At 60.4% G+C, this 12147-nt stretch carries 14 protein-coding genes; 4 read left to right on the top strand and 10 right to left on the bottom strand.

All coding sequences use genetic code 11. The features are described from left to right. Positions 1-10: 10 nt before the first annotated feature. On the top strand, positions 11-982 hold the full coding sequence (locus IEW00_RS11595) for a dipeptide epimerase (protein ID WP_188514513.1): 972 nt from the start codon (positions 11-13) through the stop codon (positions 980-982). Positions 983-1075: 93 nt separating this feature from the next. Here the strand turns inward: IEW00_RS11595 and IEW00_RS11590 are convergent, their stop codons facing one another. From IEW00_RS11590 to IEW00_RS11565, 6 genes are all read right to left on the bottom strand, one after another. Continuing rightward, on the bottom strand, positions 1076-1576 hold the full coding sequence (locus IEW00_RS11590) for a pyridoxamine 5'-phosphate oxidase family protein (protein ID WP_188514512.1): 501 nt from the start codon (positions 1574-1576) through the stop codon (positions 1076-1078). 141 nt (positions 1577-1717) lie between these two features. Beyond that, on the bottom strand, positions 1718-2893 hold the full coding sequence (locus IEW00_RS11585) for an acetyl-CoA C-acyltransferase (RefSeq protein ID WP_188514511.1): 1176 nt from the start codon (positions 2891-2893) through the stop codon (positions 1718-1720). Positions 2894-2944: 51 nt separating this feature from the next. Then, complete coding sequence (locus tag IEW00_RS11580; protein ID WP_188514510.1) at positions 2945-3403, bottom strand: MaoC family dehydratase; 459 nt, start codon at positions 3401-3403, stop codon at positions 2945-2947. A gap of 172 nt (positions 3404-3575) precedes the next feature. Continuing rightward, the gene (locus IEW00_RS11575; RefSeq protein WP_188514509.1) at positions 3576-4766 is read right to left on the bottom strand and encodes a mechanosensitive ion channel family protein; all 1191 of its coding nucleotides are present in this window, start codon (positions 4764-4766) and stop codon (positions 3576-3578) included. Between the two features lie 27 nt (positions 4767-4793). Continuing rightward, positions 4794-6152, bottom strand: coding sequence for a putative O-glycosylation ligase, exosortase A system-associated (locus IEW00_RS11570; RefSeq protein ID WP_188514508.1), 1359 nt, complete (start codon positions 6150-6152; stop codon positions 4794-4796). After that, positions 6145-6318: a hypothetical protein gene (locus tag IEW00_RS11565; RefSeq protein WP_188514634.1), complete on the bottom strand. Its 174-nt coding sequence runs from the start codon at positions 6316-6318 to the stop codon at positions 6145-6147. Before IEW00_RS11565 ends, IEW00_RS11570 begins: the two co-directional genes overlap by 8 nt. A gap of 122 nt (positions 6319-6440) precedes the next feature. On the opposite strand from IEW00_RS11565, the gene IEW00_RS11560 reads away from it, so the two are divergent. Next, positions 6441-7688 (top strand): TIGR04063 family PEP-CTERM/XrtA system glycosyltransferase, encoded by a 1248-nt coding sequence (locus IEW00_RS11560; protein WP_188514507.1) that lies wholly within the window; start codon positions 6441-6443, stop codon positions 7686-7688. Between the two features lie 29 nt (positions 7689-7717). Then, positions 7718-9046, top strand: a complete 1329-nt coding sequence (locus tag IEW00_RS11555) for a hypothetical protein (protein WP_188514506.1) — start codon at positions 7718-7720, stop codon at positions 9044-9046. A 79-nt stretch (positions 9047-9125) separates the two neighbouring features. On the opposite strand, the gene IEW00_RS11550 is transcribed toward IEW00_RS11555, so the two are convergent. The 4 genes from IEW00_RS11550 to IEW00_RS11535 all read right to left on the bottom strand — a co-directional run bounded on the left by IEW00_RS11550 (position 9126) and on the right by IEW00_RS11535 (position 11856). Next, complete coding sequence (locus IEW00_RS11550) at positions 9126-9569, bottom strand: ExbD/TolR family protein (protein ID WP_188514505.1); 444 nt, start codon at positions 9567-9569, stop codon at positions 9126-9128. A 41-nt stretch (positions 9570-9610) separates the two neighbouring features. Continuing rightward, positions 9611-10141: an ExbD/TolR family protein gene (locus tag IEW00_RS11545; protein ID WP_188514504.1), complete on the bottom strand. Its 531-nt coding sequence runs from the start codon at positions 10139-10141 to the stop codon at positions 9611-9613. Between the two features lie 181 nt (positions 10142-10322). Then, the gene (locus IEW00_RS11540; RefSeq protein WP_188514503.1) at positions 10323-11093 is read right to left on the bottom strand and encodes a MotA/TolQ/ExbB proton channel family protein; all 771 of its coding nucleotides are present in this window, start codon (positions 11091-11093) and stop codon (positions 10323-10325) included. A gap of 97 nt (positions 11094-11190) precedes the next feature. Continuing rightward, complete coding sequence (locus tag IEW00_RS11535; protein WP_188514502.1) at positions 11191-11856, bottom strand: energy transducer TonB; 666 nt, start codon at positions 11854-11856, stop codon at positions 11191-11193. Here IEW00_RS11535 and IEW00_RS11530 point away from each other — a divergent pair. After that, positions 11788-12111, top strand: coding sequence for a hypothetical protein (locus IEW00_RS11530; protein WP_188514633.1), 324 nt, complete (start codon positions 11788-11790; stop codon positions 12109-12111). The two genes, IEW00_RS11535 and IEW00_RS11530, sit on opposite strands and share 69 nt — an antisense overlap. Positions 12112-12147: the final 36 nt, after the last annotated feature.

The following is a 12147-nucleotide window of genomic DNA, read 5'->3' as shown; positions in this document are numbered from 1 at the left end:
GTGGGCGCGCATGATTACTCTCAAAACCGTTCGCGTGGAACGCTTTGCCGTCGATGGTAGCTTCATTATCAGCCGCGGTGCCAAAACCGAGGTCGATGTCGTCTACTGCGAAGTGACCGATGGCACGCTCGTGGGACGCGGCGAAGGTACACCGATCTATTATGAGGGCGAGACCGCAGAGCTGTGCGCCGACGCCATCGAAACCCGCGCCAGCCAGAACCGTCCGCTGACCCGCGAAGACCTGCTGCAGACGATGATGGAGGGTGCCGCCCGCAACGCGCTCGATGCCGCGTTGTGGGACCTCGAAGTGCGAATGACGGGCACGCCCCTGTGGAAGCTGGCGGGACTGCCCGAGCCTGAACCGCTGGTCACCGCTTACACGATTTCACTTAACGACCCCGCGACGATGCAGGCAGATGCCAAGTCGGCTGCAGCCAAGGGCTATCCTCTGCTCAAGCTGAAAATGGACGGCGAAGCCGACCTTGAGCGGGTGACGGCGGTCCGGCTTGGTGCACCCGATGCGCGCCTGATCATCGATGCCAACGAAGCCTGGGGCGACATTGACATCGAAGAGATGACATCAGAGCTCAAGATACTGGGGGTCGAATTGATCGAACAACCGGTGGCGGCAGGGCTGGAAGACAACCTTGAAGGCGTCATGTCATCGCTGCCGCTCTGCGCGGATGAAAGCTGCCATGTCGCCGAGGATATCGAGCGGATCGCGTCGCGGTTTCAAGCCGTGAACATCAAACTGGACAAGGCCGGGGGACTCACCGAGGCACTCAGGTTGAGCGAAGCTGCCAAGGCCCGTGGATTGAAGACTATGGTTGGCTGCATGCTGTCGTCGAGCCTCGGTATTCACCCGGCGTTTCATCTGGCGCAAACGGCCGACTGGGTGGATCTCGATGGACCGGCATTGCTGGCCGACGACCGCATCGGCGGTTTCCGGTTCGAAGGCGGCAAGATCAGCCTTCCCCGCTGAGCGCTTCGGCTGGAGTGTGAACGCTGAAAAAAGGGGCGGGATCGATCCTGATCCCGCCCCAGAATGTGCGTGTGTCTGGACGCTGATTATCCGTTAAAGCGCGGTTTCGACGTGCTTGCCTTCAAGATCGGCCGAATTCATCGTTCCACCGAACATCATCTTGATCTTGCCGACGAGAGACATATCGGCTTGCCAGATTTCGATATTGTTGGGATCGAAGCGTAGCATGACGAGATCTGGATCGGACTTGCCCTGTGGGTACCAAGCCTCGACCGTATTGGACCAGAATTTGTCGATGATCGCCGGGTTGTTGTCCACCGTCAGCATCCCGGAAATGCAGGCAAATATGTTGTGCCCTTCTCCGACATACTGCGCCATCGCATCATTGGACGAGGCAAGCCCCTCGGCAAGCCGGCTCGAGCGCGAACCGAAAAACCAGATCGGGCCATGGTGACCATCGAACTGCGCGGTCATCGGCATGCTGTGAGCGTTCTGCGACGGAAGCCCCAGCATCAGGAAGGGGCTTGATTCGAGCGCGCTCCAGAAAGCGTCGAGCGCCTCATGGGTGTCGGACTGTGTTGCGAGATCGGACATGCGATAAGCTCCTGTAAGTGATACAGGATGTACGACCTGACCGGGATCTCGTTCCAGAACCGAAGGATGCATCACGCAACAAAAACCCCACCGCAGCACCATGGCTGCGACGGGGTGTCTGTTTTGTCTGTCAGTATGGACTCAGAAGACTTCGAACAGGCCTGCTGCGCCCATGCCGCCGCCGACACACATCGTCACGACAACATACTTGGCACCGCGACGCTTGCCTTCGATCAGCGCGTGGCCGGTGCACCGTGCGCCGGTCATGCCATAAGGGTGGCCGATCGAGATCGAGCCGCCGTTGACGTTGAGCAGTTCGTCGGGGATGCCCAGCACGTCCTGGCAATACAGCACCTGCACTGCGAACGCTTCGTTGAGCTCCCACAGGCCGATATCGTCCATCTTGAGGCCAAAGCGCTTGAGCAACTGCGGCACCGCGAACACGGGGCCGATGCCCATTTCGTCAGGTGCGGTGCCTGCTGCAGCCATGCCGACATAGCGACCCAGCGGCTGCAGCCCCTTCTGCTCGGCGATCTTGGCTTCCATGATCACGCACGACGACGCACCATCCGAAAGCTGGCTGGCGTTGCCGGCGGTGATGTTCATGCCGGGGCCCATCACGGGCTGAAGGCCCTTCAAGCCCTCGAGCGTGGTATCGGCGCGGTTGCCTTCGTCCTTGGTGACTTCGACATCGGTCATCGTGACCTCGCCGGTTTCCTTGTTCTTGAACGCCATCTTCGCCTTTACCGCGATGATCTCGTCGTCGAACTTGCCGGCGGCCTGGGCAGCAGCGGTGCGCATCTGCGAGCGATAGGCGTATTCGTCCTGGCGATCGCGGCTGATGTTGTAGCGCTTGGCTACGGTCTCGGCAGTCTGCAACATCGGCATGTACACATCGTTGTGCATCGCCAGCAGTTCGGGATCGGGCGCGACACGCATTTCGGGGGTCTGCACCATCGAGATCGACTCGACGCCTCCGGCAACGACGATATCCATGCGATCGACGATGACCTGCTTGGCCGCGGTCGCGATCGCCATCACGCCCGACGAGCACTGACGGTCGATCGACATGCCAGCAACGGTGACCGGCAGACCGGCACGCAGCGCGGCGGTGCGGCCGATGGTGTGCTGCACACCCTGCTGGAGCGCGGCGCCATAAACGACATCGTCGACTTCGCCGCCTTCGATGCCTGCACGCTCGACAGCGGCACGGATCGAATGGGCGGCCAGCGTCGGTGACGGTGTGGCGTTGAAGCCACCGCGATAGGCCTTGCCAATCGGGGTACGGGCGGTGGAAACGATTACTGCATCACGCATGGATATTCTCCTCGGTAAGGCCACGCGGTGTTGTCCGCGGGCCGGTCTGGGTCATACGAAAAACTGGCTGATCCATTCGGCCATCAAAGCGGGCTTGTCTTCACCCTCGATCTCGACGCTGAACTCGAGCGTCTGCTGCCACTGGCCGGGGCGCTTTTCCTCGAGCTCGAGCAGTTTGAAGTGGCCGCGCACCTTCTTGCCCGAGCGAACGGGCGCCAGGAAGCGGACCTTGTTGCCACCATAATTGACGCCCATCTTGACGCCCTCGACGCGGGGGCAATCGGACTTGGCCATCATCACCGGGAAAAGCGATAGCGTGAGGAAACCGTGCGCGATGGTTCCGCCAAACGGCGTCATCTTGGCCATTTCCTCGTTGACGTGGATGAACTGGTGGTCGCCCGTGGCGTCGGCGAACTTGTTGATCATCTCCTGATCCACGAGGAGCCATTCCGACGTACCCAGGGCCTGACCCACCATGTCCTTCATTTCCTGCGGGGAAATTGCGCTCATTCTCGCTCTCCTGTCGATGCTGCGGCGGTGATGTTTAGATCGCACCGTCGCTTGGAATGCGCGTCTTTTGGCGCTTTTGCACTACTGACACAAGGCCAGATTGCACGCCGCTACGGCATCTGCGCCACGCGCCGCACTTGACGCAAACGGAAAGGGAAGCAGGCCCCCCGACTCAGCTGTCCGGTCTTCGATCATCGGTCACGGGGATGGGGTAGCCTTTTTCGGGATAGGGCATGATCATGGTGCCGTCAGGCGCAGACGTGAAGGTGGTCTGCGTCGGATAGGCAAATTCCAGGCCCTCGGCATTGAACCGTTCGAGGATCGCAAGTCCGATGGTGTGGCGCGTCTGAAAGACATGCTCAAAGTCACTGCTCATCACGTCGAATTCGAGATTCAGGTCGATCGAACTCGCACCAAACCCGACAAAGCCGCAGCGCACGAACACCCCGCCCGATTGCTCGACGATCTCCTGGAGCATCGCGGGCACCAGGCGTACGCGCGCAGGCGGCGTCTGGTAGATCAGGCCAATCGCATAACGGGTACGGCGACGGTTGAGCCTTGTATAATTGATGATTTCCTTGCCAAGCAGGTTGGTGTTCGAGATGATCACCTCCTCGCCAAAGACCGAACGCAATCGGGCGCTTTTCAGGCCGATCTTTTCAACCGTCGCGGTGGTGTTGTCGAATGCGATCGTCTCGCCACGCTTGAACGGCTTGTCGAAGATGATCGAGAGCGCGGCAAACAGGTCCGAGAAAATGCCTTGCGCGGCAAGACCGATGGCGATGCCGCCGATCCCGAGACCGGCGATCAGACCGTTGACGTTCACCCCGAGATTGTCGAGCACCATGATCGAGGCGATCGCAAACAGAACGACGCTGACCAGCAGCTTGATCAGCGACATCGCGTTGGCGAGCGTTTCGCCGCCGGCATCCTCGCTGCCGGTGGCGCGACGTTCGATCATTCCGAGGATGATCTCGCGCGCCCAAATAGCGCACTGGAACACCGCCGCGACGGTGAACAGGAAGTTGACCACCTGGACGATGCCCAGCGGCGCCTCGGAAAAACCGACCACCAGCCTCACCGCAACCATCAGGACGAAATAATGCTTGGTCTTCGACAAGGTTCGCGCGATGATCGTCGTCAGCGCGAGACGGTCATCTTGCCGGTCGGCGTAGATCCGCGCCCTGCGTTGCAGAAATGCCAGCGCGATATAGATCGCAGTGCCGATCCCCGCCGCGATGGCGATCTCCAGAGCATGGGCACTGACCCAGACCCACAGGCCCGTCAGCCGCTCCTGGGCATTTTCGGCAGTAATCGGTGTGGGGAGAGCTGACACATCATCAGCGGCAGGTTTTGTCGACATATCCGGCAATTAGAGCGCCGGTCGCGATCACGCAACCCGTCGCGCCGCTCCATGCGGGGCAAGTGGACGACGAGTGGCCTCCTTGCGACGACGCGCCAGATAGGTGTCGAGCCCGATCTGCAGCGCGATCAGCATATAGATGAACGGCTGGAAGGCGATCCCGACGAACAACGAGCCGACCATGTAGATGATCTGTCCGTTCTGCAACGCCAGCGCCAGCGGCACCACCCAGTCCTCGTCTGGGCGGTTGCGCTTGCGGTACATCCGTTGCACCACTTCCATCCGCCAGATCCCGCCCAAATGGATGATCAGCCACATGACCAGGCCCGGGAATCCCTGTTCGCCGAGCATCTCGAAATAGCTCGAGTGATAAGCTCGGCCGGCATCTGTGACTTCCTGTTTTTCGATCTGGGTGTTGGGGCCATCGCCCGTTGCTGCGACCGTGTCGAACTTCACCCTGTTCTGAAGATACGCCTCGAAGCCCCCCCCCATCGGGTTCGACTGGACATATTGCCAGGTCCACGCCCAGACCGCGACGCGTGTGGAAGCCGACTGGTCCGACTGGTACTCGCCGATCGTCGCCATGCGATTGGTGAAGCTTTGCGGCAGGAACGGGATCGCCAGCACCGCCGCCGCGGCGAGCAGCCCGGCATACACAAAGCGATAGCGGACAAAACGCAGCATCAGCACCGCCAGCACGCCGATGCACACCAGCCCGGTGCGCGCCTGTGTGCCCACCGGAATCAGCAGACACGCCAGGATAAGCGCATAGGCAAAGCCCCTCACCTTCCAGTCGGGCGGAAACACCGTACCAAACTTTGCCAGCCACCAGATCAACGGTACGATGCAGATCGCCACGGTCGAGATGATCGACCCTTCGTACAATCCGCTGTTGTCATCGATCAGCAGCCGCATCACCCCATAGCCGCCGCCCGAAACAAGCGTCTTGATACCACCGGTGATGATGATCGAGCATGCACACAGCACCATCAATAGCCCGAGCGCCTCGATCCGCAACTTGGTACGCAGAGTCAGCGGCAGGAACATCGCAAACACCAGCGCCTTCCATACCCAATCCCATTTGCCCTCTGCCTCGACCGGAAAGTCGGCAACACTGGTGGTATAGGCGCAATAGACAAGCAGCAGTGCCATGACACCCTGGCGAAAGGACACCCTCATGTCGCGCTTATCATCGGCGATGAGCCAACCGAGGAACGCCAATCCGAACACGATCAGCGAGATCGGAACCGTATTGAGCATCCAATAGCTCAGCCGCTGCGGCGCGACGATATCAACATAGGCATAAGCCAGCACAAAGATGAACGGCCGCTTGAAGCCCATCGCCAGGAACGCCATCAGAAAACCGACAAAGGCAAGATCACGCATCGTGATCCCCCTTTTTGGTCGGGCGCGGCGCGCGGCGGAAGAAGTCGGTCCCGGAACCGTCGCCTGCCGGGGGGTCTTCGTGATCAAGGTCGGCGCGCCAGGCGAGACGCCAGATCGCGATCGCGACAAGCAGATGGGAGACCGCAATGGCAAAATTATCGACCATTTGTTGCGGTCCTGTAGCCCCTTTGGCACCTGCGACTATGCACCGGGCGCTTCCAAGTCTAAAGCCATAACTGCAATGGGTTGACGCGGCGTTAAACCTTTTGCGCCATAGGTTTGGCGGCAATGACCCGGATCCTTCATATTCTCGACCACAGCCTGCCGCTGCACAGCGGCTATGCGTTTCGCACGCGAGCGATCATGACCGCGCAGCAACGCGCGGGGCTCGATGTCCGCGGCGTCACCAGCATCCGCCACCAGGCATCGCTGCCCGGAGGCGCCGTGGTGGACGCGGTCGAGGTGCATGATGGCCTGACCTTTCACCGCACAATGGAAACCGTATCGGGTCCGCCGGGCCTGCGCGAATGGCGCGATATCGCGGCGCTCGCACGCGCCACGCAAGCGACCTGCGCAATCTGGAAGCCTGATATTCTGCACGCGCATTCCCCCGCCCTCAATGGGCTCGCCGCTCTGCGTGTCGGGCGCAAGCTTGGGCTTCCGGTGCTTTACGAAATCCGCGCATTCTGGGAGGATGCAGCGGTTGGCAACGGCACCGGAACGCAAGGATCGCCCAAATACTGGCTGACCCGGCAGATGGAGAACCGCGCGGTGGCGGGCGCAGATGCGGTCGCCGTGATCTGTGATGGCCTGCGCGCGGACCTGATCGCGCGCGGCTTTGCAGCCGACAAGATCATAGTCTCGCCCAACGGCGTCGATATGGAAATGTTCGGCACTCCGGTGCCTCCAGACGCGGCGCGTGCAGAAGCGCTGGGTCTCACCGGCAAGACGGTAATCGGCTTTATCGGCAGCTTTTACCCGTATGAGGGGCTTGATGATCTGATCGCCGCGATGCCGATGCTGCTCGAACGCAACCCCGACATCCGGTTTTTGCTGGTGGGTGGTGGCCCGGCTGAAGATGCGCTTCGCGCGCAGGCCGCTGAATCGACCGCAGCACATGCGATCCGCTTTGCCGGACGGGTGCCGCACCATGAGGTCGAGCAGTATTACAGCCTGATCGATATCCTTGCCTATCCGCGCAAGGCCATGCGGCTCACCGAAACCGTGACGCCGCTCAAGCCGCTCGAGGCGATGGCTCAGGGGCGGCTAGTGGCAGCTTCCGATGTCGGCGGGCACCGCGAACTGATCACCGATGGCGTGACCGGCACCTTGTTCGCCGCCGACGACCCGGCAGCGATAGCCAAGGCGCTTGCAGATCTGGCCGGCGCTCGCGATATCTGGGATGCACGGCGAGAGGCGGCCCGCATGTTCGTTGCCGAGGAACGCAACTGGGCGCGCAATGTCGAACGTTATCAACCCGTTTACCAGCACATGCTAGATCATCAGGCGATCAGGCGCGTTTTCAACGCAGCCTGATCCGCCGCGCAGCCACAGGTTCGAACACGATGACTGACACCCACCACCAACAGGATCAAGGCGACAACCTCGCCGAAACCCCTGCAGCTGTGCGTTATCCGACCGCGATCGCGATCGGCGGCGGGGTGGCTGCAGCTGTTGGCAGCAGCTTCATTCCGATGAATGCGATCGAAGGCTTTGTCACCGCCTATGGTATCGCCGAATTGCTTCCCGCTGCGGCGCCGCCGCTGGGAAATACCGCCCGGCTGGCGCTTGGCGCCGGAATTGGAGCATTGACTGCAGGAGCGCTGCTGGCGCTGCTGCCGCGCGGGGAGACAGAGACGATGGGATTTGAAACGGTCGTAAAGAACCAACAGGTGCCCAACGATGCAGGTGCAATGGCCGATACTGCCTCAACCGGCTCGAAGGGGTCGCGGCTTGCCGGCTGGCTGCGCACATTGCGTTTCGGCAAGGCAGAGGTATCCGAAGGCGAGATCACAGAATTTGCCGACCTAAGCCGGCTCAGGATCCGAAACGGCGACCAGCATCCCGATGCACCTGTCCGCGCGCCGATCATGGCGAGCAGCGATCTGGGCGCACCGCTGGATAGGCTGCCGCCTCTAACTGACCCTGCCCCGCTGACCGAATCCGGGATAATCGCTGCCGAAGACGAGCCGCTCGCACTGGACGCCGGGATGACGTTCGCGCTGAACGAAACCGCAGCCGTGCCCTCGCTTCGTTTTGCGCAGCGCGTGACCGAAGCAAGGTTTCCTGAGTCAGAACCGGAAGCCGTCGCCTTTGAGCACGTTCCGGAGACATTCGACGACGCGCGTACGATGAGTGCACCAGCACAACAGGATGCCGCGTCACGACCAACCCAAGCCACCGATTTTAGCCATCTCGATATTCCTACGCTGCTTGACCGCCTCGAAACCGGGCTCGCGCGGCGCAGGAACTTGGCGAGCGCGCAGACCGCCGATCGCACGCAGGAGATAGCGCCTGAACGCCGGGTCATTCCGATGACGAACGCTCCTGCCAGCGACGCTGACGCTCGTTCCCCCCTTCGCTTCCGGGTCAGCGACCCTGCCATCGATGCTCAGGGTGAGGCTACCAGCCGCGAGCGCACTATCAGCGCGGACGTTATAGCCAGCCCACATTCGGTCGATGCGTCGCCTTGGGAAGACTCACCTGCCGAGAATGCGTTTACAGATACCTTCTCCGAGCAGACCGATGCTCGTATTGGCCAATCCATCTCGGACGTTGCTGCAACCAATCTGACCCAAGCGCCCGACACCGCAGCCGATGACGATATGGACGCTGCGCTCCGGGACGCCCTGACCACCCTGCGTCAGCTTTCGGATCGTCAGCGCAACGCCTGAACCACAGGAACACAAAAAAGGGCGGCGTATCGCTACGCCGCCCTTTTTGATGTCTCTCGAATACGACGGAGCTGACTGATCAGTTCGCCGCAGCCTTCTGGAACGTGCCGTACTGCTCGTTACCGACGAAGCCTAGCTTCGTCACGCCGCTGCGCTTGATGACGACCAGAACTTCATCGACGATCTGGTACCGTGCACGCGCATCGGGCTGAAACTGCAGCTCAGGCTCAGGCTCCATATTGCGCGTCTGCGCGAGGATCCCAGCCAGCTGAGACTGCGACACCGGCGTGCCATTCCAGGCCAGGGTATCGTTGACATCAACCGTCAGTTTGTTCTTGACCGGCTCGATCACCACTTCGGGAGGTGTCGGGCTGTCGACCGGCAGGTCAATCTTGACCGCGTGGGTCTGTACCGGAATGGTGATGATGAACATGATGAGGAGAACGAGCATGACGTCGATCAACGGCGTCGTGTTCATTTCCATCATCGGCTCGCCATCATCGCTGCCGCCACTCATTGCCATATCAAGCTACTCCCAAATCATTTCAGTGCGCAGGCGCGCAATTAGACCGCAGTCAGATCAATCGGTGACGAAATGAACCCAACCTTGGCAAAACCGGCACGCTGCATCGTGAAGATGGCACCGCCAATGCAGCGGTAAGGTGCATTGATATCACCGCGAATGTGAACCTCGGGGAGATCTTCTTCTTGAAGATTCTCAACGCCGCCAGCCGAAGCGATGATCGCCTCGAGCCGCTTGACCGCGATGTCCTGAAGTTCGACGTTATCCACCGGAGTCACGTTGACGTACACGCGGCACTCACCGTTTGGCGAAGCACCCAAATACCCGTCGTCGCCAGGGCTGAGGCCGTTCGCGTCGGTCGTCGAAACTGAAAGCAGGATGTTTTCTGCCTTCGTTTCAGTGGGTTCGAACTCGACCACCGGAATGGTCAGATCGTCAACCGTCTGGATAACCACCGGAATAGCGATCAGGAAGATGATAAGAAGCACCAGCATGACGTCCACAAGCGGGGTCGTGTTGATGTCGGACATCGGCTTCTCTTTGCCGCCGTCTCCTCCAACGCTCATTGCCATCGCAACAATTCCTATTCTGTACTGGCCGAACCCATATGGGCCGGATTGAATTTGTGCAGCGCCTGACCGAAACCGGATATTCCAAGCCGCAAGGCTTCAGCATATCCACCCTGACCGGACGGTGCCAACACCACGTTCGGCGGGCGCTTGCTAGAAGCGGCCCGCCGACCGGTGATGTCGATTACTTCTTGATCGGTGCAGCCGTGACCGGCTTTGCAGCGGTTACAGGCTTGGCGGCAGCAACCGGAGTGTGCGGGATCACGGCACCGTTCGAAGCCATGTAGCCGAGCACGTCGTTCGAGAAAGCGCTGAGCTGGGCGGCGATCTGCTTGTTACGAGCCTGCAGCCAGTTGTAAGCAAGCACGGCAGGAACAGCAACGCCCAGACCAAGCGCGGTCATGATCAGTGCTTCACCAACCGGACCGGCAACCTGGTCGATCGATGCCGAACCGGAGATGCCGATCTTGATCAGCGCGCGGTAGATACCGATAACGGTACCGAACAGACCGATGAACGGCGAGGTTGCACCAACGGTCGCCAGGAACGGCAGACCACCAGCAAGCTTGGCGTTGATCGCGGCTTCCGAGCGACCCAGCGAACCGTGCAGCCAGTCATGCGCTTCGACCGGATCGGTCAGCTTGGCGTGCTCTTCCTGAGCCTTGATGCCGTCGTCGACGATCTGGCGATAAGCCGAGTTCTTTTCGAGCTTGGCGGCGCCTTCCTTCATGCCGCCAGCACGCCAGAACACTTCGCGGACCTTCTGGTGCTGCGACATGACCTTCTGCTGTTCGAAGAGCTTGGTGAACAGGATGAAGAACGAACCAAACGACATAATACCCAGGATAGCGACGGTCGCATACGCGATGACGCCGCCCTGTTCGAGGGCTTCCATGAAACCAAAAGCGTTTTTCGGCGCTTCGGCCCCAGCCGCAGCAAGCATTTCAATCAACATCAAAACTTCCTCTCAGAAAATGTGTAGAGCGCCGTTACAAAACCGGTGCGTCTAAAAACCAAAACCCAATCCGCCGTAGCGGCATCCATTCCAGCAACTACCTCGGGATTTCCCAGCGAACCGCATTTGAGTAGGAATCCGCAATTGGATTGCCTGCTGCGTCCAGAGCGGGCCTGAACCTCGCTCTGCGGGTCACGTTGGTGCAGGTTGCCTGGTCGAGATCGGCATGACCGCTCGATCCGATAATCTGACAATCCGTCACGCGCCCGTCCGGACCGATGCTAACGCGGAACCTGGTGGTACCAGCGCGTTCCTCACGAAGCGCTCGTGCCGGGTAATCGTTCGGCGTCGCCCAGCTACCCGGGTTGCCACGGGGCGCTGCTCCCGACGCCTTTGACGGCGCCGGAGGCGGTGCTGGCGGCGCCGGTGGCGGCGCAGCGATCGGCTGCGGGATGAACACCGGCGGCGGAACATTGGTTGTGGTGATGGTCGGTGCCGAGGTTGGCGGCGTCCGCACAATCGGCGGCGGTGTTACGACCGGCGGCGGAGTTATTGGCTGGTCCGGTGGTGGCGGTGGAGGCGGTACAGGCTCCTCGATTACCTCCTCCTCAATGTCCACGACATTGAGTTTTTCCGCGACCGTTTTGACCGCGCTATATGCAAGTCCGGTTACCAGGGCGTAAATCACCACAATGTGGATCAGCGCCACGACAACGAGGGAAACTATCTTGTTTCCGCTTGCCTGTTGATCAGCATAGGCCATTCAGAAACGACGCTCCTTACCCTTATTAAACCTGATCACCCGGGCGGCACGCATACGACGATAAGCGACACCCGGGCAAACCAGCCGATGACCGCGGCTGGTGCTGAAACGGATAAATTGCGGAATGCAACCTGTGTGGTTGCCCCGCGCCTCCATCGCATTTCAGCCTCTGGTTTGTTTTTCTCTTGCCCGAAACAGGATTTAACGCGCAACTTATCAGCAGGCAATCGCTTAAATGGATTCAGTTTGAATTAACGTTTGAGCCCCGAAGGCCATCTCCCCACACTTTCT

Origin of the sequence: Blastomonas aquatica (genome assembly GCF_014639875.1) — a bacterium.
In the GTDB taxonomy this organism is placed as follows: Bacteria; Pseudomonadota; Alphaproteobacteria; order Sphingomonadales; family Sphingomonadaceae; genus Blastomonas; species Blastomonas aquatica.
The sequence above is the reverse complement of the archived record's forward strand: the minus strand, read 5'-3'. Positions and strand labels throughout refer to the sequence as shown.

Bases quoted from the DNA above. Each gene is read 5' to 3' on its own strand.
- IEW00_RS11535 (WP_188514502.1), bottom strand. From the start codon at position 11,856: ATGGCCTATGCTGATCAACAGGCAAGCGGAAACAAGATAGTTTCCCTC.
- IEW00_RS11560 (WP_188514507.1), top strand. From the start codon at position 6,441: ATGACCCGGATCCTTCATATTCTCGACCACAGCCTGCCGCTGCACAGC.
- IEW00_RS11540 (WP_188514503.1), bottom strand. From the start codon at position 11,093: ATGTTGATTGAAATGCTTGCTGCGGCTGGGGCCGAAGCGCCGAAAAAC.
- IEW00_RS11585 (WP_188514511.1), bottom strand. From the start codon at position 2,893: ATGCGTGATGCAGTAATCGTTTCCACCGCCCGTACCCCGATTGGCAAG.
- IEW00_RS11590 (WP_188514512.1), bottom strand. From the start codon at position 1,576: ATGTCCGATCTCGCAACACAGTCCGACACCCATGAGGCGCTCGACGCT.
- IEW00_RS11565 (WP_188514634.1), bottom strand. From the start codon at position 6,318: ATGGTCGATAATTTTGCCATTGCGGTCTCCCATCTGCTTGTCGCGATC.
- IEW00_RS11570 (WP_188514508.1), bottom strand. From the start codon at position 6,152: ATGCGTGATCTTGCCTTTGTCGGTTTTCTGATGGCGTTCCTGGCGATG.
- IEW00_RS11595 (WP_188514513.1), top strand. From the start codon at position 11: ATGATTACTCTCAAAACCGTTCGCGTGGAACGCTTTGCCGTCGATGGT.
- IEW00_RS11580 (WP_188514510.1), bottom strand. From the start codon at position 3,403: ATGAGCGCAATTTCCCCGCAGGAAATGAAGGACATGGTGGGTCAGGCC.
- IEW00_RS11555 (WP_188514506.1), top strand. From the start codon at position 7,718: ATGACTGACACCCACCACCAACAGGATCAAGGCGACAACCTCGCCGAA.
- IEW00_RS11545 (WP_188514504.1), bottom strand. From the start codon at position 10,141: ATGGCAATGAGCGTTGGAGGAGACGGCGGCAAAGAGAAGCCGATGTCC.
- IEW00_RS11550 (WP_188514505.1), bottom strand. From the start codon at position 9,569: ATGGCAATGAGTGGCGGCAGCGATGATGGCGAGCCGATGATGGAAATG.
- IEW00_RS11575 (WP_188514509.1), bottom strand. From the start codon at position 4,766: ATGTCGACAAAACCTGCCGCTGATGATGTGTCAGCTCTCCCCACACCG.